At 61.8% G+C, this 20978-nt stretch carries 16 protein-coding genes; 5 read left to right on the top strand and 11 right to left on the bottom strand.

Going from position 1 to position 20978, the window contains the following annotated elements:
* The first annotated feature begins 520 nt into the window (after nucleotides 1-520).
* The gene (locus AC0L3L_RS21730) at nucleotides 521-880 is read left to right on the top strand and encodes a helix-turn-helix transcriptional regulator (protein WP_473497048.1); all 360 of its coding nucleotides are present in this window, start codon (nucleotides 521-523) and stop codon (nucleotides 878-880) included.
* Here the strand turns inward: AC0L3L_RS21730 and AC0L3L_RS21725 are convergent.
* The 6 genes from AC0L3L_RS21725 to katG form a co-directional block, all read right to left on the bottom strand.
* Nucleotides 861-2114: a tyrosine-type recombinase/integrase gene (locus AC0L3L_RS21725; protein WP_473497050.1), complete on the bottom strand. Its 1254-nt coding sequence runs from the start codon at nucleotides 2112-2114 to the stop codon at nucleotides 861-863. The genes AC0L3L_RS21730 and AC0L3L_RS21725 overlap by 20 nt on opposite strands.
* 317 nt (nucleotides 2115-2431) lie before the next feature.
* Nucleotides 2432-3994: a glutamine-hydrolyzing GMP synthase gene (gene guaA, locus AC0L3L_RS21720; protein WP_473639066.1), complete on the bottom strand. Its 1563-nt coding sequence runs from the start codon at nucleotides 3992-3994 to the stop codon at nucleotides 2432-2434.
* 56 nt (nucleotides 3995-4050) lie between these two features.
* Nucleotides 4051-4716 (bottom strand): 5'-methylthioadenosine/S-adenosylhomocysteine nucleosidase, encoded by a 666-nt coding sequence (locus tag AC0L3L_RS21715; protein WP_473639065.1) that lies wholly within the window; start codon nucleotides 4714-4716, stop codon nucleotides 4051-4053.
* Between the two features lie 4 nt (nucleotides 4717-4720).
* Nucleotides 4721-5179: a PaaI family thioesterase gene (locus tag AC0L3L_RS21710; protein ID WP_095494954.1), complete on the bottom strand. Its 459-nt coding sequence runs from the start codon at nucleotides 5177-5179 to the stop codon at nucleotides 4721-4723.
* A gap of 96 nt (nucleotides 5180-5275) precedes the next feature.
* Complete coding sequence (locus tag AC0L3L_RS21705; RefSeq protein WP_473639064.1) at nucleotides 5276-6565, bottom strand: RsmB/NOP family class I SAM-dependent RNA methyltransferase; 1290 nt, start codon at nucleotides 6563-6565, stop codon at nucleotides 5276-5278.
* 378 nt (nucleotides 6566-6943) lie between these two features.
* Nucleotides 6944-9139: a catalase/peroxidase HPI gene (gene katG / locus AC0L3L_RS21700; RefSeq protein ID WP_473639063.1), complete on the bottom strand. Its 2196-nt coding sequence runs from the start codon at nucleotides 9137-9139 to the stop codon at nucleotides 6944-6946.
* Between the two features lie 163 nt (nucleotides 9140-9302).
* On the opposite strand from katG, the gene AC0L3L_RS21695 reads away from it, so the two are divergent.
* Together AC0L3L_RS21695 and AC0L3L_RS21690 are read left to right on the top strand one after the other, a co-directional pair.
* On the top strand, nucleotides 9303-10211 hold the full coding sequence (locus AC0L3L_RS21695) for a hydrogen peroxide-inducible genes activator (RefSeq protein WP_473639062.1): 909 nt from the start codon (nucleotides 9303-9305) through the stop codon (nucleotides 10209-10211).
* Nucleotides 10212-10556: 345 nt separating this feature from the next.
* On the top strand, nucleotides 10557-11081 hold the full coding sequence (locus AC0L3L_RS21690) for a hypothetical protein (protein ID WP_473639061.1): 525 nt from the start codon (nucleotides 10557-10559) through the stop codon (nucleotides 11079-11081).
* A gap of 371 nt (nucleotides 11082-11452) precedes the next feature.
* Here AC0L3L_RS21690 and AC0L3L_RS21685 read toward each other — a convergent pair whose 3' ends face one another.
* From AC0L3L_RS21685 to AC0L3L_RS21665, 5 genes are all read right to left on the bottom strand, one after another.
* Nucleotides 11453-13204: a TRAP transporter large permease gene (locus AC0L3L_RS21685; RefSeq protein WP_473639060.1), complete on the bottom strand. Its 1752-nt coding sequence runs from the start codon at nucleotides 13202-13204 to the stop codon at nucleotides 11453-11455.
* A complete protein-coding gene (locus tag AC0L3L_RS21680; protein WP_473639059.1) occupies nucleotides 13201-13869 on the bottom strand; it encodes a TRAP transporter small permease subunit in 669 nt (222 codons plus the stop codon). Before AC0L3L_RS21680 ends, AC0L3L_RS21685 begins: the two co-directional genes overlap by 4 nt.
* A gap of 75 nt (nucleotides 13870-13944) precedes the next feature.
* Complete coding sequence (locus AC0L3L_RS21675; protein ID WP_473639058.1) at nucleotides 13945-15084, bottom strand: TRAP transporter substrate-binding protein; 1140 nt, start codon at nucleotides 15082-15084, stop codon at nucleotides 13945-13947.
* Nucleotides 15085-15418: 334 nt separating this feature from the next.
* The gene (locus tag AC0L3L_RS21670) at nucleotides 15419-15892 is read right to left on the bottom strand and encodes a VOC family protein (protein ID WP_473529801.1); all 474 of its coding nucleotides are present in this window, start codon (nucleotides 15890-15892) and stop codon (nucleotides 15419-15421) included.
* 354 nt (nucleotides 15893-16246) lie between these two features.
* The gene (locus AC0L3L_RS21665) at nucleotides 16247-16429 is read right to left on the bottom strand and encodes a cysteine rich repeat-containing protein (RefSeq protein ID WP_473639057.1); all 183 of its coding nucleotides are present in this window, start codon (nucleotides 16427-16429) and stop codon (nucleotides 16247-16249) included.
* A gap of 118 nt (nucleotides 16430-16547) precedes the next feature.
* On the opposite strand from AC0L3L_RS21665, the gene AC0L3L_RS21660 reads away from it, so the two are divergent.
* Together AC0L3L_RS21660 and AC0L3L_RS21655 are read left to right on the top strand one after the other, a co-directional pair.
* Nucleotides 16548-17714 (top strand): efflux RND transporter periplasmic adaptor subunit, encoded by a 1167-nt coding sequence (locus tag AC0L3L_RS21660; protein WP_473529803.1) that lies wholly within the window; start codon nucleotides 16548-16550, stop codon nucleotides 17712-17714.
* Nucleotides 17711-20860, top strand: coding sequence for an efflux RND transporter permease subunit (locus AC0L3L_RS21655; protein WP_473639056.1), 3150 nt, complete (start codon nucleotides 17711-17713; stop codon nucleotides 20858-20860). Before AC0L3L_RS21660 ends, AC0L3L_RS21655 begins: the two co-directional genes overlap by 4 nt.
* The last annotated feature ends 118 nt before the right edge of the window (nucleotides 20861-20978 follow it).

Here is a 20978-nt window from a genome sequence, read left to right as displayed (position 1 = left end):
CATCTTCGATGAAGATGTTGGCGATGCAACGTTTCTCATCCCAGCATTTGACAAGGTAGCCGTTGCGACCGCCGAGCCTGCTGCCGTTGAACCAAAGACCAAGTCTCGCTGTCCATGTCGGCATCTCTCATTATCGGTGAGATCGGCGACGGCATAACTGCGAAGCCGGCGGCGCTTCGCGTTATCGCGGCTGTGAGCGTGATCTCGCGGCGCTTCCCCTCCGCTGCGATCTATCCGCGCCGGCCGATTAACGCGTCAATTCGCGCAAGGTCATTGTAAGAGCGCAGCTTGAGATATTCGGGCCTCGACAAGCCGGCAGCGAGGATCGCCTGTCGGATCTTATGCAGCGCCTGCTCGATGGAAACCCATTGGTGGTGCGGTCCTGACATAATCCGCAGTGGAATGCCCTTGAGTCTTCACGTCAGTAGGCGAGGATACGTGGTCGCAATTGAGGGCTGTACGAAACCTCGAAAAGTTGCGCGATTGTTGGCCAGCAAGGCAACCCATCCCGGTCACGCAAATGGTCAAACGGCAGCAGTTTTCCGAGGTCGATAAATTCAAGGGCATCGAAATCGGGCAGCCGGACCCACTTCCGGTTCTGCCACACATCGGGTCGTGTCGAGTAGTGCGAACTGTTCGCCGGTCGCAGCTGCGAGAAATCGTTCCGCTGTCGGATACGACTGTTTATGAGATGGAACAACGTGGTGAGTTTCCACGACGCTTCAATCTCACTCCCCGCTGCGTTGTCTGGGACTTGGCAGAAGTCGAAGCTTGGATCGAGGAGCGGCGGAATGCGTCATCTGCCGGAAAAATCGAGACCAGCCCTGCTCCTGACGTAAGACTCCGAAAGACGCGACCCGTCAAGTCGGATCAAGGATAATCGCTGCCTCCGCAGGCGGCTGAAGTGTGGGGGTGTGCTTTTTGCCTGCCGCCCACGCATCAATCATGTCCGCCCATTCCTGCAGCATATGACGACGCTGCAGCTCATATTCAGCTCTGTTGTAGACACCTCGAGAGGACCGGCTGTCGTCGTGGGCAAGGCATTTCTCAATCCAGTCGCGATTAAATCCGATCTCGTTCAGGAGTGTTGAACCGGTGCGCCGAAGGTCGTGCACCGTGAAATGCGCGAGCGGAAAGTCTTGCTTCTTTGCCCGCTCGACAATCGAAGTGGTTACCCGATTGAAGGTCGCGCGCGACATGGGCTCATCGGCATCGTAACGGGACGGCAGCACATATCGGGAGTTCGCCGCGCAAGTCTTGAGCGCGATCATGATGTCGAGGGACTGGCGTGACAGGTAGACGTTATGCGGCTTCTTCCGTTTCATTCGCTCTTTTGGGATGCTCCAGACGGCGTTCTGGAAATCGACCTCGTCCCAAGTCGCCTCGAGTAGTTCACTCTTCCGGACCATCGTGAGCAGGATGAACTTTAGGCCGAGCCGAATGGTCGGCAGCGTCGGCACGCTTTCCAACTCTTTCAGCATAATCCGGATTTCTGCAGGCGACAGAGCACGGTCTTTCGCCTCGAACGTGGCAATTGAGGCCGGTCCCACCTCGTCCGCGGGGTTGGCGATCTTCTCCCCGTGCAGAATGGCAAAGCTATATATCTGCTTCACGATATCGCGGATATGAACAGCGGTTGCCGGCGCACCACGGTCCTTCACCTTTGCGCAGAGCGCCCGCAAGTCGTCAGATGTTATCTCGGTTAGTTGTCTTTTCTCCCAAATCGGCAAAATGTCGCGATCGAAAATGGCCTTGCGCATCGAGCGGGTGCTATCCGCCATCTTCGCTTCCTTGAACCAGCGCTTGCCTTCATCCCCGAAACTCGCCGTGGCTGACAGGCGACGCTTTGCGCGCTGCTTTTCATGCGCCGGCGACTTTCCGGCTGCCACCATTTTTCGCGCGGCAAGGCAGCGGTCGCGCGCCTCTGCCAGCGTGAGGCCTCCCTCCCCATATCGGCCCAGCGTCACAGTCTCTCTCCGACCATTCGTCCGGTAGTCATACCGAAACGCAATCTGCCCAGTCGGAGACACCGCCGCGTACATACCGTCACGGTCGGCAACTTTGTACATTTTGTCTCTTGGTTTCAGCCGCTTAAGGGCAATATCTGTTAGCATAATGACAGAGGATCGGATCACAACTTGGGTTTCTCGGACGCCAATTTTACCGTCATTGATTTTACCGTCAACTGTTAGGAAGAATCCTTGTATTTCAATGCCTTGATGGGCAAGAAGTGAGTGCGCTTGCAATCGGCGGGACGACGGTATCGCATGGCATGAAAGAGAACGCAGAAACGCATGCCGTCAAATTTACCGCCAAATGATTCCGCTTCGAGGCGATAGATGGCGATAGATGGAGTAAGGAAAACAAAGTTATTTCAGAGGTTTATACAACTCTGATCGATAGTTACCGAAAGCTCGCTAATGGTGCACCTTTATTCCCACTCGATTGTGCCCGGCGGCTTGCTCGTCACGTCGTAGACGACGCGGTTGATGCCGCGCACTTCGTTGATGATGCGGGTGGCGGCGGCGCCCAGGAACGCCATGTCGTAGTGGTAGAAATCCGCCGTCATGCCGTCGACCGAGGTGACGGCGCGCAGCGCGCAGACGAATTCATAGGTGCGGCCGTCGCCCATCACGCCGACGGTCTGCACTGGCAGCAGCACGGCAAAGGCCTGCCAGATGGCGTCGTAGAGGCCGGCCTTGCGGATCTCGTCGAGATAGATGGCATCGGCCTCGCGCAGGATCTCCAGCTTTTCGCGAGTGATGCCGCCCGGGCAGCGGATGGCGAGACCGGGGCCGGGAAACGGATGCCGGCCGATGAAGCTGTCGGGCAGGCCAAGCTCCTTGCCGAGCGCCCTGACCTCGTCCTTGAACAGTTCGCGCAGCGGCTCGACCAGCTGCATGTTCATGCGCTCGGGCAGGCCGCCGACATTGTGGTGCGACTTGATGGTAACCGACGGGCCGCCGGTGAAGGAGACGCTTTCGATGACGTCGGGATAGAGCGTGCCCTGCGCCAGGAAGTCGGCGCCGCCGAGCTTCTCGGCCTCTTCCTCGAACACCTCGATGAACAGCCGGCCGATGGTCTTGCGCTTCTTTTCCGGGTCCGTTTCGCCCTCGAGCGCGCCGATAAAACGGTCAGAAGCGTCGACCAGGATGAGCGGCAGATTGTAGTGCTGGCGAAACATCTCGACCACGCCTGATGCCTCGTCCTTGCGCATCAGCCCGTGGTCGACAAGGACGCAGGTGAGCTGGTCGCCAACCGCCTCGTGGATCAGCAGCGCGGCGACCGAGGAATCGACGCCGCCCGAAAGCGCGCAGATGACCTTGCCCTTGCCGACCTGCTTGCGGATCGTCTCGACCGCGTGCTCGCGGTAGGCGCGCATCGTCCAGTCGCCCTCGATGCCGGCGATCTTATGGACGAAGTTTTGCAGCAGCCGGGCGCCGTCCGGCGTGTGCACCACTTCGGGGTGGAACATGATGCCGTACATCTTGCGCTCGACACTGCCGAAGATGGCGAACGGCGATCCTTCCGATTTTCCGAACACCTCAAATCCCTTTGGCAAGGAGATGACGCGGTCGCCATGGCTCATCCACACCTGGTGGCGCTGGCCGGGCGCCCACAGGCCCTCGAACAGCGGGCTGTCCTTCTGGATCTCGACGAAGGCGCGGCCGAATTCGCGATGGTCGGAGCTTTCGGCGACGCCGCCCATCTGCACGCACATGGCCATCTGGCCATAGCAGATGCCGAGCACCGGCACACCGGCGTCGAAGACGATCTGCGGCGCGCGCGGGCTGCCGATGTCGCCGGTCGAGGCCGGGCCGCCGGAGAGGATCACCGCCCTCGGATTGATGCGCTTGAACGCCGCTTCGGCCGACTGGAACGGCACGATCTCGGAAAACACGCCGGCCTCGCGGATGCGCCTGGCGATGAGCTGCGTGAACTGGCTGCCGAAATCGACAATCAGGACGGTGTCGGGATGATTGGCTATCTTCATGGCGAGCGTTTAGAGAAAGAAACGAGTCGGCGCAATGGGTTGAAAGGGTGTCTGTCTCAATCCGATTCCGCGTTTTCATGCGACGGTCGAAATTCCAGGATGCCGGACCCGATCGCCTGTTCCAGCCGCATGACCGCATCCGCCAGCTTCTCGTCGATGACGTGGAGATACTCCTTCCAGTCGCCGACATGCCTGAGATCGGCGGCGCCATCGGAAATGCCGCGCAGGCCGACGAGCGGCACGCCGAACAGTTGGCAGGCTCGCAGGCAGGCGAAGGTCTCCATGTCGACCATGTCCTCGGCAATCGCATCATAAGCGCTGCCGGAAATGATGGCTGCGCCGGTCGACAGCGTCGCCTCTCTTATGCCTGGAATCCTGAACGGCAGCGGCACGGTCACCGGCAGGTCGAGAAACGGCGTCGCACCCTTCTCGAAGCCCAGAGGCGAGGCATCGATGTCGCGGTAGGCGACCGAAACGGCCTGGTAGATTTCCGTCTGTTCCAGTGTCCGGCTGCCGGCCGAGCCGAGCGAGACGACGAGGTCCGGCAGCGCCTTTTCAGTCTTCAGCCATGACAGTTCCGCGCCCAGCCTGACACCCGCCTCGACCGGCCCCACCCCTGTCATGACAGGCGTGAACAGCCGCTGCAGATGCGGACCGTATTCGGCCTGCGCCGCCATCACGAAGAGGACGCCCCTGCCCGCAATTCTGACGGCCTTGCGCATCGGATCAGCCTTCAATGCCATCGCGACCGACCACCGTCATCATCGTTCCGGTCATGGTGGCGATCAGCTTGGCCTCGCCGTCGACGGCGAAGGCATAGGCCTGGCCGTCGGCGACGATGATGGTGCGGCCAGGCTTGGTCACCGAGCCGCGGAACAGGAAGCGTTCGCCCCGACCCGGCGCCAGCAGATTGACCTTGAACTCGATGGTCAGCACACTGGAGCTTTCCGGCATCAGCGAGAACGCCGCATATCCGCAGGCTGAGTCCAGCGCCGTCGAAATGACGCCGGCATGAAGAAAGCCATGCTGCTGGGTCAGCGCCGCCGAATAAGGCATCTCGATCTCGATGATGCCGGGCGTCACCAGCGTCAGCTCGGCGCCGATGGTGGTCATGGCGTTCTGGCGTGCGAAGGACGTCCTGACGCGATCCTCATAGTTGGGGGCGGGTACGATCTCTGCTGCCATGGCTTGTCACGCTCCTGTCAGAAGAGCTTATTGCAGAGGCATGAGCGGCAGGCAATCGCTATTGCTGCACTGCAGCAATAGGCCCGCCGGCAACGTTCAGCCGCCCTTGCGCAGTGCGCAGACATAAAACCCATCGGTACCGCTCAGCGCCGGCGACAGCGAAATGCCGCCTGCTGCGCCGATACGCGCGGCCGTCTCGTGGCCCGGAAAGCGGCTGTCCCAGAGCTGGCGATGATCGACCGGGGCAAAGCCGCTGTTACGATCCAGGAAGGCAGCGACCTGCTCGCCATTCTCCTCGTCGAACACCGAGCAGGTGATGTAGACCAGCAGCCCGCCGGGTTTGACGAAGGCTTTGGCCGCGTCGAGGATCGCCGATTGCTCGCCCTTGCGCGCATCGAGCTGCTTCTGCGTCAGCCGCCATTTGGCATCGGGCCGGCGCCGCCAGGTGCCGCTGCCGGTGCAGGGCGCATCGACCAGGACGATGTCCATGTGGCCCGAGAGGGTGCTGAGTTCCGCCGGCTTGGTGACGATTTGCACGTTGCGGTTTTCCGAGCGGCGGATGCGGTCGAAGATCGGCGCCAGCCGCGCCTTTTCGGCATCATGGGCAAACACCTGGCCGCGATTGTCCATCGCCGCCGACAGTGCCAGCGTCTTGCCGCCGGCTCCGGCGCAAAAGTCGAGGACCTGCATTCCGGCCTCGGCGCCAGCCAGCATGGCGGCGAGCTGCGAACCTTCGTCCTGAACCTCGAACCAGCCTTTCTGGAAGGCCGGTTCCGCCTGTACGTTCGGGTGCCTGCCGTCGCCCGCGATCGGCGGGATGCGGATGCCGTGCGGTGCGATCCGTGCGGCCCTGGCGCCGGCCTCGGCCAGTTCGGCAAGAACCTTGCCGCGATCGGCCCGCAGCGTGTTGACCCTGAGATCGAGCGGCGGGCGGGTCGCCAGCGCCGCACCTTCTTCGACCCAGCTGGCGCCGAAGGCCCGTTCGAAAAGCGGTTCGCACCAGTCGGGAATGTCGGCGCGCACCGCTGGCGGTGCATCGTCAAGCCGGCGGCCGGCAACCGCCTTCAACTCATTGTCGTTGAGCAGCGGCGGCGCGAATTTGTCGCCATCGAGCGCTTCATTCAGAGATTGGGCTGTCTGGTTCCATTCGAGCAGCAGCGCGCCGAAAGCGACGGCGCGCGGCGTATCTTCGCCCAGCAAAAAGCCGGCCGAGCGCTTCCGGCGCAGCCCGTCATAGACGATGTTGCCGATTGCGGCCCGATCGCCGCCGCCGGCGAAGCGGTGCGACAGGCCCCAATCCTTCAGCGCATCGGCCACCGGCCGGTGCCGCCGGCCGATATCCTCCAGCACTTCGATGGCCGCCGCCAGCCGTCCGCCCAGTCTCATCTTTGTCTTCCGTTACTCAGCAAATTAATTCCGGCCCTGCTCTAAAGCGCGCGACTGGCGCACACAAGCGGGGAGAGCCTTGGAGGCAGAGGGCAATCGCTTCAGGTTTGCGCTGCCCCTCACCCTTACCCTCTCCCCGTGAACAACGGGGAGAGGGGGGCGCCGCGTGGTTGCCAAGACACGCATTTTCGAGAAGGACCGACGGCTGAAGGAAACCCCAATACAAAAAGGCGCGGGGCCAAGCCCGCGCCTTTTTGTTGCCAGAGCGCCTTGGCGCTAGAGTCCCATCCCGATGGAATCGGGATGGGACTCTGTCTTTTTATTGAGCATGATCTTTTCCGAAAACCGGATTCCACTTTTCGGGATCATGCTCCTAGATCAGGCGAGTTCGAAGCGATCGGCGTTCATCACCTTGTTCCACGCCGCCACGAAGTCGTTGGCGAATTTCTCCTTGGCGTCCGCGGTCGCATAAACTTCTGCTAGGGCGCGCAGCTGCGAGTGCGAGCCGAAGATCAGGTCGACGCGGGTGCCGCTCCACTTGAGCTCGCCTGTTGCCCGGTCGCGTCCTTCGAACACGTCCTTGGCGTCCGATCTCGACTTCCACACCGTGCCCATGTCGAGCAGGTTGACGAAGAAGTCATTCGTCAGCGTCTCGGGCCGTTTGGTGAAGACGCCGTGCGTTGACTGGTCGGTATTTGCGCCGAGCACACGCAGGCCGCCGACGAGGACCGTCATCTCCGGCGCCGTCAGCGTCAGCAATTGCGCCCGATCGACCAGCGCCTCCTCGGGCGACAAACGCTGCGGGCCGCGCAGATAGTTGCGGAAAGCGTCGGCGGTCGGTTCGAGCGGGGCGAAAGAGTCGACGTCGGTCTGCTCCTGCGAGGCATCCATGCGACCCGGCGTGAACGGAACCTTCACGTCGTTGCCGGCGTCCTTCGCGGCCTTTTCGATTGCGGCGCCGCCGCCAATGACGATCAGGTCGGCAAGCGAGACTTTCTTGTCGCCGGACTGCGAAGTATTGAACTCCTTCTGGATCGCTTCGAGTTTCTCCAGGACCTTGGCCAGCTGAGCCGGCTGGTTGACGACCCAATCCTTCTGCGGCGCCAGGCGAATGCGCGCGCCGTTGGCGCCACCGCGCTTGTCGGAGCCACGGAACGTCGAGGCGGACGCCCAGGCGGTCGACACCAGTTGCGGCACCGAAAGGCCGGAGGCGAGGATCTTCGCCTTCAGGGCGGCCACGTCCAGCTCATCGACCAGCACATGGTCGACTGCCGGAGTGGGATCCTGCCACGGCAGCTCTTCCTTGGGAACAAGCGGGCCGAGATAGCGCACGATCGGGCCCATATCGCGGTGGGTCAGCTTGTACCACGCGCGGGCGAAGGCATCGGCGAACTGGTCCGGATTCTGATGGAAGCGCCGCGAGATCTTTTCGTAGGCAGGATCGAACCGCAAAGCGAGGTCGGTGGTCAGCATCGATGGCGCGTGACGCTTGGCCGCGTCGTGCGCATCCGGCACGGTGCCGGCGCCGGCGCCGCCCTTCGGCGTCCACTGGTGCGCCCCGGCCGGGCTCTTGGTCAGCTCCCATTCGAAGCCGAACAAATTGTCGAAGAAGTTGTTGCCCCACCTGGTCGGCGTCGTCGTCCAGGTCACTTCCAGGCCGCTGCCGATCGCGTCACCGCCTTTGCCGGTGCCAAACGTGCTCGCCCAGCCGAGGCCCTGCTCTTCGATGCCAGCGGCTTCCGGCTCCGGGCCCACCAGCGCCGCATCGCCGGCGCCGTGGGTCTTGCCGAAGGTGTGGCCGCCGGCGATGAGTGCGACAGTCTCTTCGTCGTTCATGGCCATGCGCGCGAAGGTCTCGCGAATATCGCGCGCCGCGGCCAACGGATCCGGATTGCCGTTCGGCCCCTCCGGATTGACGTAGATCAGGCCCATCTGCACGGCGGCGAGAGGGTTCTGGAGATCGCGGTCGCCGCTGTAGCGCTCGTCAGCCAGCCATTTGCCTTCCGGACCCCAGTAGATGTCCTGTTCGGGCTCCCAGACATCGGCGCGCCCGCCGGCAAAACCGAAGGTCTTGAAGCCCATCGATTCCAGGGCGACGTTGCCGGTGAGAATCATCAGGTCGGCCCAGGAGATCTTGCGGCCATATTTCTGCTTGATCGGCCACAGCAGCCGGCGGGCCTTGTCGAGGTTGACGTTGTCCGGCCAGCTGTTGAGCGGCGCGAAGCGCTGCTGGCCGGCTCCGGCACCGCCACGGCCGTCGCCGATGCGATAGGTGCCGGCGCTGTGCCAGGCCATGCGGATGAACAGCGGCCCGTAATGGCCAAAATCGGCCGGCCACCACTCCTGCGAGTCCGTCATCAGCGCATGCAGGTCCTTGATCACGGCGTTCAGGTCGACACTCTTGAATTCCTTGGCGTAGTCGAACGCCTCGCCCATTGGATCGGACAGTGCGGATTGCTGGTGGAGTACCTGCACATTCAGCTGGTTCGGCCACCAGTCACGGTTGGCCCTGGCGATAGTCGTGTGCACGACCGGGCATTTTCCCTCGCTGGTGTCATCGGTCTTTGCGTCCATCGTTCTCTCCGATTTGTCTTTTTCCGGGATTTGTTGATTTTCCGGGGATTTGTTGATTTTCCGGACGGGCCCTGAGCCACGCCATTCTGGAACGGTTCCAGACTAGGCCGCATTGCCGATAAAAACAAATTGCCTTTCCTGTTTGTTGCGATAGGTTTTCCTTATGATTGGTCTCACCGTCCGGCAAATGCAATATTTCGAGGCGCTGGCGCAGACACTGCATTTCGGCCGCGCGGCAAAGCTGGCCGGCGTCAGCCAGCCGGCGCTGTCGTCGCAGATCGCGGAAATGGAGCTGCGGCTCAACTGCCGGCTGTTCGAGCGCGGCGGCAAATCGGTGCGGATGACCGACGAGGCACTGGCCATGCTGCCGCGTATCGAGCGTATTCTTGCCGACATCCGCGAAATCGAGACCACGGCCCGGCGTGGCCGCCCCGCCATGGAAGGGCGCTTCCGGCTCGGCATCATCCCGACGGTGGCGCCCTACCTCCTGCCGCATGTGCTGCCGGAGCTGAGACGTCATTTCCCGGCCTTGCAGCTCGAATTGCGCGAAGCGGTGACCGCCTCGCTGGTCGAGGACACCGCCCTGGGAAAGCTCGACGCCTTCATCGCGGCCCTTCCCCTCGATCAGCCTGGGCTGATCACCGAGCCGCTTTTCTCCGACCGGTTCTTCCTTGCCGTACCGGCCGGCGACCCCGCCTTCGCCTCGCCGCCGGTTCCGCCGGAAAGCCCGGCATTGGAAAGGCTGATGCTGCTTGAGGAAGGCCATTGCCTGCGCGAACAGGCGCTTGCCGTCTGCGGCAGCGTGCGGCCGGTGGCAATGGCAAGCTATGGCGCGACCAGCCTGACGACGCTGCTGCAGATGGTGGCGCACGGGCTCGGCGTCACGCTCATCCCGGAAATGGCCGCAGGACCGGCCAGCGCCATGCGCGACCTGAAGATCGTGCCGTTCCAGGAGCCGATGCCGCAGCGCACGATCTGCCTCGCCTGGCGACGCAACAAGGCCCGGCACGACGAATGTGTGGAACTGGCGAAGATTATTCGTGGGCTGGACGAGGCGGTGCTGGCGGCGTGAGGCGCGTCGCACCATCCAATGGAAAGTCTGCTATGACCCAAAGCAAATGTTCAAATCATCGCACTGAGAGTCAGGAATACGCCAAGGGGACGAAAGCAGCCCCACCTCCTGAAGGATGGCGTTCGGGATCTCAGGCATTCCAGGTGGAGCGTGCAACGGGTGCGGAGAGAGTTAGGGAGCGCAGTCAGTGTACGCTACGGGGACGTATCATTCCCCGTCCGCTCGGCCTGGGAAACATCAACTTCAATCAAATCACCGTGAATTGTACCGAACGCCCGGAACCGTCGACGCGTCTACGGCATTGATTTTGCGGAGAAGTCTGCGTCCAGAACAGGGAGCAGTATGATGGCTTACCGTGATTACATCCATACGCCAGTGACGCCGCGCGACATCCGATGGGGACTCCAGCAGGGGGCCGTTGCGGGCATTGTCGCAGGCATCGTCTTTGCGGCGTTCGAAATGACGGCGAGTGCGTTCATGATGGGGGCGGAAGCGTTCTTCATGCCCCTGCGCATGATCGGCGCCATCGCACTTGGACCGGAAGCTCTCGATCCCGGCTACCCGCTCCTGACGGCCAGCATCGCCGGCGTGATCGTGCATTTGATCCTGGCCATCGCCTATGGGATCGTGTTCGGGGAGATTGCCGCAATGCTGCGAGGGAGAGCAGCCTTCATTGGTCTCGGCAGCATCTTTGGCCTCGCCTTGTGGCTCGTCAATTTCTATGTGATCGCGCCGATCGCATTCCCCTGGTTCCTGCAAGCAAGCCCGGTCGTGCAGTTCGTTGCCCACACATTCTTCTTCGGTACCGTCCTCGGCTGGTTCCTGTGGGAATCGCACGAGAGAAGCGGGCTCGAAGGACCGGCGGTTTAGCCTTTGCCAACATGCGCGATCTGAAGATCGTGCCGTTCCAGGAACCGAATCCGTAGCGGCGCAACAAGGTCCGGCACGACGAGTATGTTGAGATGGCCAAGATCATCCAGGGGATTGGATGAGGCGGTGCTGGCGGCGTGAGGCGCGTCGTACGATCCAACGGAAACTCTGCTATGAGCCTATTGCCGAAGCTCGTTCGTCCTCGGCCGAGCCCATGATCTAAGCCGTCATTCGCTCGCGTCGATTATCGCCCGAAAGTAGACCTTCCGATCGCCTGTATCTCCGAGATCCTGCTTTCAATAGAACATACCGTGGGTCGAAGCGGCCGAAAACACGCGATCCGCCGAAAGCGTCCGAGAACAGAGTCTTTCTCAGCCGCCGTAAAGATAGTTCGGAAGCCAGAGCGCCATGCCGGGCCAGATATACATGAGGATCATGCAGAGGATGACGATCAGCATGTAGGGCATCATCCCGGCGAATATCTGGTTGAGCGTGACATGCGGAGGCGAAACGCCCTTGAGATAATAGGCCGACATCGCCACTGGAGGTGACAGGAACGCCGCCTGCAGATTGATGAAAACGAGAACGCCCCAGAGAACCGGATCGATGTCGAAGTGGCTCAGCATCGGTAGGAAGATCGGCACGAAGATGATGATGATCTCGGTCCATTCGAGCGGCCAGCCGAGAATGAAGATGATCGCCTGCGACAGGATCATGAACTGCACGGGCGTCAGGTCGAGCGCAAGCACCCATTGCTCGAGAAGTGCCTGGCCGCCGAGGATCGCAAAAACGGCGGAGAACAGCGCCGAGCCGACAAAGAGCCAGCAAACCATGGCTGTGGTCTTGGCCGTCAGGAACACTGCTTCCTTGATGCGCTTCCAGTCGAGCGTTCGCGCCTGTAACGCCAGCAGAAAGGCACCAGCGGCGCCGACTGCCGCGGACTCGGTCGCCGTCGTGATTCCGAATAGGATGACGCCGAGCACGACGACAGTAAGTATGGCCAGCGGCATGACCGACGAGACCAGGAGCTTTACGACCTCGAGCCGTTCGGCAGTCATGTTCCGGTAGTAACGGACGAGCACCACTGCAGCGAGTGCTGCGATGATGCCGAAGGTGGCGTAGAAGCTGGTTGCCGGCCCTGCGTCCACTGCGGGTGCGCCGAGTTCCTCCACTGCCGGAGCGCCGAGCTGCTCCAATCCCTCTGGAGCTTCGACGTCGGCCGATGCCTGCGGATGGATGACGACATACCACCACACCAGCAGGAGGGTGAGTGCTGTCAAGGCGAGGGGTACCAGCGCAGCGCAGAAATTCTTGAACAGCACCCAATATGTGAGGCGTCCGTTCTCCGTCTCGAGCGCCATCGCCCTGGACGGCGAGAACAATGCGCAAAGAAGTCCAACAAGCATGTTGCGCGAGTAAACTGTCTGAAGGCTTCGCATCCACGCAGGCACGGGAACCTTTGTTTGATTCTCCGGCAAAGGCGGGGCGATCTTCGGACTGATTGTCGCCCAGCCAAGAATGTAGACGAGATAGAGGAAGGCGAGGAAAAAACCGGGGAACATCGCCGCAGCATAGAGCTTCACGACGGACTGGCCTGCAACTGCCGCATAGACGATGATCATGACTGACGGCGGGATCAGGATGCCCAGCGTGCCGCCCGCGGTGATCACGCCGGAAGCGAGCTTCACATCGTATCCGGCGCGCAGCATCGGATTGAAGGCAATCACCCCCATCAAAACCACAACGGCGCCGACGAGGCCACTGGCGATGCCCCAGAAGGTGCAGACAATGAGCGTAGCGATGGCCAGCGACGCCGGTACTCGTCGGAACGAAAGCTGGATGCTGTAGAACATCTTGTCGACCAGCGCCCCGCGTTCCATCACATATCCCATGAGCACGAAAAGCGGGATGGAGATCAGAACGTCATTGGTCATTGCCCCATAGGTGCGCTGGACCATCAGATCGAAGACGCGGTTGTCGATCCAGTGCTCCGCCGGGTTGTAGAACGCGTAGAACCCGAAAAACATGCCAAGGCCCATCAGCGTGAAGGCTGTCGGGAAACCCATGACTATGACGACCACGATGAGCATAAGCATCGTGAGTCCGAGGGCTGGATCGCTCAACTCTGCAGGTCTCCACCCATTCCGCGCTGGCGCGCTTGCTCGTCTATCTTTTGTGCGCGCTCGATCGCGGTCTTGCGCGTCTCTTCATCCACAAATTCGCTGAGCGCGAGCTGTTCCTCCACGACGTCGATCTCCGCAACGTCCTTGCGCCGGCTGGGCCATTGCCCGGCCCTGAGACAGACGATGCAGCGCACGATCTCGGCCACGCCCTGGAGCATCACCAGGGCGCCGGCCAGCGGAATGACCGACTTGAAATGGTAGATCGGCGGACCCTCCGCTGTCACGGTCGAATGCTCCCCGATCCGCCATGAAATCGCGGCATAGTCGTAGCCTGCATAGACGAGCGCCGCGATCCCCGGCAGGAAGAAAACCACGTACAACAAAAGATCGAGCGCGGCTTGAGTCCGGGGCCGCATCGAGCTGTATAGAAAATCGCCGCGCACATGTGCATTCTGCGCCAGCGCATAGGCTCCGGCGAGCATGAACAGCGAGCCGTAGAACATGTTGCTGGCGTCGAATATCCACGCCGTGGGCATGTTCAGGATGTAGCGCTTGAAGACCTCGACGCAGACCAGCGTCATCAGCCCGATGATAAGCCACGCCGCGGCCTTGCCGACCCACGTGCTGATTGCATCGACTGTATCCAGGAAATGCTGGACGTTCATGAGCGCCCCCGGATGACGGGTACCTTGGTCAGAAGCATCACCGGGCCGCTGCCCGGTGATGCCCGAACTTTCGGGTCAGAACTCCTTCGCCACGCCGCCCTGTCCGAAGTAGTGATCGAACGCCAGCCGCCGGCCGACGACGGTGTCCTGCTCCCACCGCGTTGCCCGCTCGGCAAAGGCGATCTGGGAGAGGATGATTTCCTTGAAAGCCGGGTTTTCAGCCGCCTTCTTCTTCACGACCTCGTCGTAGACCTCCAGCTGTTGCTTGAGGATCGCTTCCGGTGTCTTGTAGAATTTGACCTTGTCGGTCGTCTGCATCTCCAGATAGTCTTTCGAATAGCGGTCGATCGCCTTCCAGTGCATGTCCTGCGAGGCCGCCTCGACCGCATTGGTGATGATGGCCTTCATCTGGTCAGGCATGGCGTCGTATTTCGCCCTGTTGAACAAGATCTCGAACTGCTCGGCATTCTGGTGATAGCTTTGCAGCATGCAGATCTTGGAGACGTCCGGGAAGCCGAGGACCCGATCGGACGAGGCGTTGTTGAACTCGGCCGCATCGAGCAGGCCGCGATCCAATGCCGCGACGATTTCGCCGCCCGGCAGCGCGTTGACCGCAGCACCGAGTCCGGTGAACACGTCAATGGAAATGCCGACGGTACGGAATTTCAGGCCCTGGAGATCCTCGGCCTTCGCCACCGGCTTCTTGAACCAGCCGAGCGGCTGCGTCGGCATCGGCCCGTAGAGGAACGAAACGACATTGGCGCCAATGGATTCATAGAGCTTTGCGAGCAGTTCCTTGCCGCCGCCATATTTGTGCCAGGCGAGCAGCATGTTGGCATCCATGGCGAAGCCCGGACCGGAACCCCACAGCGCCAGCGCCGACTGTTTGCCGTAGTGATAGACGACCACGCCGTGGCCGCCGTCGAGCGTTCCTTGCGACACCGCGTCAAGCAGGCCGAAGGCCGGCACCACGGCGCCCGCCGGCAGCACCTCGATCTTCAGGTCGCCGCCGGTCATGTCATTGACCTTCTTGGCGAAATCGAGCGCGAATTCGTGAAAGATATCCTTGGAGGGCCATGTGCTCTGCCAGCGCATGTTGACCGGCCCCTGCGCCTTGACGACGCTTGGCGCGGCAACGATCGCCGCAGCTGCAACGGCCGCCTCGCCAAGGAACTTGCGGCGCGACCTCATATTCTGGATCCTTGCTTTGGTCATCGGTTCCTCCCGAAGGTGTCGGCTTTTCAAGCCCACGTCCGACAATAGTACTCAAAGACGGCCCAGCAAAAATTGCAGCGCACGTCCCATCGCCTACAACTAGTGCGGTTCTCCCTTAAGGACAGGTGCCGGTACTTTCCCAAGCAATGGGCGAGTAGCAGTTACGCATCGCGCCACTGAATAACCGCTCTCGCCAAGGATACAGAGGTCCGCATTTGGCGCTACCCAATCGTAGGTGACTGATCGTCGCCGCAACGCAAGCTGGCGGACGGCCGCACTGGGTGGCGAGCTGACACGCTCTGGCAGCAATTTGGCCGCAGGACGCGATGGAGCGTCAACCGCGCCGCGCCGCCTCGATCGCGGCGACGTCGATTTTCACCATGGTCATCATGGCATCAAACGCGCGCTTTGCCTCGTCGCCGCCAGCCGCCATCGCGTCAGTCAGCACGCGCGGCGTGATTTGCCAGGAAATCCCCCATTTGTCTTTGCACCAGCCGCACACGCTCTCCTGGCCGCCATTGCCGACGATGGCATTCCAATAGCGGTCGGTCTCCTCCTGATCGTCGGTGGCGATCTGGAACGAGAAGGCTTCGTTGTGCTTGAACTCGGGACCCCCGTTGAGGCCGATACAAGGAAGGCCCGCAACTGTGAATTCAACCGTCAACACGTCGCCTTCTTTGCCGGCTGGGTAGTCACTGGGTGCACGGTGCACAGCACCCACCACGCTGTCAGGAAAGACCTCGGAGTAGAAGCGGGCGGCAGCCTCGGCGTCCTTATCGTACCAGAGGCAGATCGTATTCTTTGCCATTTGCGGGTTCCTTTCGCTTTAAGGCCAGGATTTCGGCCTTGTTTCCCCATCCGCGCTCTTCCGAAATAGGTAGCCAACCGCTTTTCTCCACCCCCGGAAGCGTCTGTCTCGCCCGGGCGTCGCAAAGGGCAGCTTACCTTAACGTCACTGTCCGCTTGGGGCCGGGTTCCGGACGATGAGCGAAGGTCCGCTCCTGAAATGCGTCGGGAATGTTCGGGAAAATCCGCAAAGCGGACCAGCTTTGCAACTCCAAACCAGACGGCAGGGCCACGATCCGGCGCCCGCAGACCTCGCCCACCGGCGCTCCAGTCCGACACGTCATGTTCACCTGCGGCTCGGCAAGGCACAGTGGTGCTATCCAGGCGTGTTCGCCTTGACGACCTTTTGACATTCGGGCGTCAGCTCGCTCATGTGATCGGCCAGGCATTTGATGACGTGGCCGCCGCCCGGCAACACGCCCTTGCAGAACTTCTGGTAATCTGCCTGGCAGGCCTCACGCTCGGCCGCCGTCTGCGCCAGCGCCACGGTGGTTGCCATCTGAGTTGCCAAGAAAAGCACGCTCAACGCAATCCGCATGACAAACTCCCCTCAAACATGTAGATTAGCTCACTTTTATACAATGCGATATACACCGGGAAGTATATAGAGGGGGGAAATGCTTTTCCTATCGGGTAGAATCGCGCAGGCGGCAGGCTTGTTCGCCGTTACACTACTATTGTCCGCTTGTAGCGAGGAAAACACATACGTACCGCCACCTCCGCCCAAGGTCGACGTGGCGCTCCCGATGAAGCAGAGCGTGACCCCTTATCTCGAGGCCACCGGCATTGCCGCGGCGGTGAACACGACGCCCCTGGTTGCGCGCGTCTCGGGCTTCATCCAGGAAATCGATTACAAGGACGGCGACGAGGTCAAGGCCGGCGCCCGGCTGTTCCTGATCGAGCCCGATTCCTACCAGCTGGCGCTTGAGCAAGCCGAGGCCGGGCAGGGTTCATCTGATGCCGCCGCCAAGCAGTCCGGTGCTGACCTAAAGCGGCAGCAGGAGCTGTTGTCCCAGAAAATCATCTCGCAATCGACCGCCGACCAGGCGGCCGCGGCAGCAGACGTCGACATCGCCAAGCAGAAGCAGAGCGCGGTCGACGTCAAACAGGCTCAACTCAATCTGAGCTATACGGAGGTCAAAGCGCCGTTCGCGGGCATCGTCACCTTACGCCAGGTGTCGACGGGGCAGCTCGTCGGCGCCGGCAGCGTCACCACGCTGGCGACCATCGTTCAGACCGCCCCCATCTACGTCAATTTCAACATCTCGGAGCAGGATGTGCTGCGCATTCGCGCCGCCATGGCGAAGCGTGGAACGACCGCGCAGGATCTCAAGAAAATACCGGTCGAGGTCGGCTTGCAGACCGAGACGGGTTATCCCCACGCGGGAACGCTGGACTACGCCGCGCCAGAGGTTACCGCTGCCACCGGCACGCTAGCGGTCCGCGCAGTGCTCCCCAATGAAGGCCGGGAACTGCTGCCTGGCTATTTCGTGCGTGTGCGCGTGCCGTTGGGCGTAGAGCCGAACATGCTGCTCGTTCCCGACCGGGCGATCGGTAGCGACCAGAAGGGTCGCTACGTGCTCGTCGCCGGAAAGGACGACGTCGTCGAACAGCGTCCGGTTGAGATCGGCCAACTCGTCGGCGCGTTGCGAGTGATCACCAAGGGTATCGCGGCGGACGACCATGTCCTTGTCTCCGGCCTGCTGACGGCCGTACCCGGCCAGAAGATCGAGCCGCAAGAAACGAAGCTGGAAGCAGTCGTCACGGACGGCGCCGCGCAATGATCTCCAAATTCTTCATCGAGCGGCCGGTCCTGGCGAACGTAATCGCCATCCTCATGGTCATCATAGGCGTCATCTCGCTCTTTGCCCTGCCGGTGGCGCAGTATCCCGACGTGGTGCCGCCTACCGTTTCGGTGACCACGCGCTATCCGGGAGCGAGCGCGCGTGCGGTGATCGACACGGTGGCGTTGCCGATCGAGCAGCAGGTTAACGGAGTCGAGGGCATGATCTACATGCAGTCATTTGCTGCATCGGATGGCACCTATAACCTGACCGTCACGTTCGCGATCGGCACCGATCTCGACCAGGCGCAAGTGCGTGTGCAGAACCGTGTGTCCGCCGCCCTAGCGGCGCTGCCGCAAGCGGTGCAGGTGCAAGGTGTCACCGTTCAGAAGAAGTCGACCTCGATCCTCGAAATCGTCACGCTGACTTCGCCGAACGGAGAATATGACAGCCTTTATCTCGCCAACTACGCCACCATCCGGCTGAAGGATGAGCTCTCCAGGCTACCCGGAGTCGGCAATGTCAATGTCTTTGGCGCCGGTCAGTATTCCATGCGCGTTTGGCTCGATCCCGAGAAGATGCAGGCGCGCGGCCTTACCACGCAGGACGTCGTCCAGGCGCTGGGGCAGCAGAGCGAACAGGTCACCGCAGGCCAGATTGGCGCGCCCCCGACGCCCGGGAGCCAGTCCTTCCAGTACACGATCGAGGTGTCCAGCCGCCTTGACGATCCCGATCAGTTCGGCGCCGTGATCGTCAAGACTGGCGCCAATGGCGACATGACGCGCGTGCGCGACGTCGGCCGGGTCGAGCTCGGCGCCCAGACCTATGGGCAGCTCTTCAATCTCGATGGCCAGGAAGCGGCGGGTCTGGCTGTTTTCCTGTCGCCGGGCGCCAACGCGCTCGATGTGGCCGGCAAGGTCGAGACAAGGATGAAGGAGCTGTCGCGCGAGTTCCCGCAAGACCTGGCGTACTCGATCCCCTTCAACACCACGATTTTCGTCAGCCAGGCGATCCACGAGGTCTACAAGACGCTGATCGAAGCCGCCGTCCTGGTGCTCATCGTCATCCTGCTTTTCCTGCAGGACTGGCGGGCGATGCTGGTGCCGGCAACGACCGTTCCGGTGACGATCATCGGGGCGTTCGCGGCGATGGCGGCGCTCGGCTTTTCGGTGAATCTGTCGACCCTGTTCGCCATCGTGCTTGCCATCGGCATCGTCGTCGACGACGCCATCGTCGTGGTCGAGGGAGCCGCTCACAATATGGAGCGCGGCATGTCGGGCCACGACGCGGCGATTGCCGCCATGAACGCGCTGTTCGGACCGATCATCGGCATCACCTTGGTGCTGATGGCGGTGTTCCTCCCGGCTGCGTTCCTGCCCGGGCTCACGGGGCAAATGTACGCGCAATTCGCACTTGTGATTGCGGCAACTGCCATAATCAGCGCCATCAACGCGGCCACGCTCAAGCCGACGCAGTGCGCGACCTGGCTGAGGCGTCCGGTGCCGCCGGACCAGCGCAATGTCTTCTTCCGCGGCTTCAACACGATCTACCAGCGCATGGAGAACCGTTATGCCGGCCTGATCGGCTCCATGGTGCGTCACAGTGCGGTGATGGGCGTCATTGCGCTGCTGATCATCGGTGCGGCGGGCTATGGCATATCGCGCGTGGCCACCGGCTTCATTCCAATCGAGGATCAGGGTTACCTGCTCGCCGCGGTTCAGCTGCCCGATGGCGCGGCACTGGGCCGTACGCAGGAGACGCTGCAACAGGTTTCGAAGATCGCCAAGGCCACGCCTGGCGTCGATCAGGTCGTGACCATCGCCGGCATCTCGGCACTCGACAATAACTCGACGCTGGCGAACGCCGGCGTTGCCTACATCATCCTCAAGGACTGGAAGCTGCGCGGCAAGAGCGAGGATCTTGCGTCGCTATATGCGACGCTCAACAAAGGTCTGTCCGACATGGATGACGGACGTGTGCTGGTGCTGCCGCCGCCGCCGATCCAGGGCATCGGCAACGCGGCCGGGTTCACCATGCAGGTCGAACTGCGTGACAGCAGTTTTGACCTCCCCAAGCTGCAAGGCGTGGTCGAGGCGGTGACCAGGACCGCGGGGACGCAGTCGGGCATACAGCGCGTGTCGGCACCGTTCCGGGCCAACGTCCCGCAATACGCGGTCGAACTCGATCGCGAGAAGGTGCAAACCCTTGGGCTGACCACGGACCAGGTCTTCCAGACGCTGGCCGGCTATCTCGGCTCGACCTATGTCAGTCAGTTCAACAAGTTCGGGCGGGTGTTCCAGATTTACGTGCAGGGCGATTCACAATTCCGCCTGACGCCGGAGAATATCGGCCGTCTGACTGTGCGCAACCAGAACGGCGACATGATTCCGCTCGGAACGCTGCTGACGGTCACACCAAGCGTCGGCCCGTCGCTGATCAGTCTCTACAACCTTTATCCCTCGGCATCGATCATTGGCGTGCAGGCGCAAGGTTTCTCGTCGGGCGACGCGATCAAGCTGATGGAGGAGGTCGCGGCCGACACTCTGCCGCCCGGCGCCGGCTTTGAGTGGACGGCGTTGTCCTTCCAGGAGAAGCTCGTCGGTAACCAGATCTATCTGGTGTTCGGCCTGGCGCTGCTGCTGGTCTATCTGGTGCTGGCAGGCCAGTACGAGAGCTGGCTGGCGCCGATCTCTGTCTTGCTCGCCGCGCCGCTGTCGCTGGTGGGTCCGGTCCTGGTCCTCACCATCGTAGGCGTCGACAACAATCTCTACGTGCAGATCGGCCTGATCCTGCTGATTGCGCTTTCGGCCAAGAACGCCATCCTGATAGTCGAGGTCGCTCGCGAGTTGCGCGCCGCCGGCAGACCGATCGTCGAAGCGGCGATCGAGGCAGCACGAGCGCGCTTCCGGCCCATCCTGATGACGTCCTTCGCGTTTATCCTTGGTGTCGCGCCGCTGGTGGTGGCGACAGGCGCCGGGGCCAGCGCGCGCAAGTCGATCGGCATCACGGTCTTTTCCGGCATGATCGCCTCGACCTGCCTCGCCATTCTCTTCGTGCCTTCCTTCTTCGTCATTCTGCAGCGATTCGAGGAGTGGCGCGCCGCGCGAAAGAGGAGGCGTGAGTACACACCTACACTTCCGGGGTAGCAGTACGACATTATCGCTGCCTGTCACTGGTGCTGGCTCAGGGTCCGTCGTCGCAGATCTCAGCGGGGACGCCGCGTTCGACCGGGTCATTGTCGCCCGACATTGAGACAACGCCTCT

Source organism: Mesorhizobium sp. WSM4849 (assembly GCF_055811385.1).
This window is presented reverse-complemented; position numbering and strand designations above follow the sequence as displayed.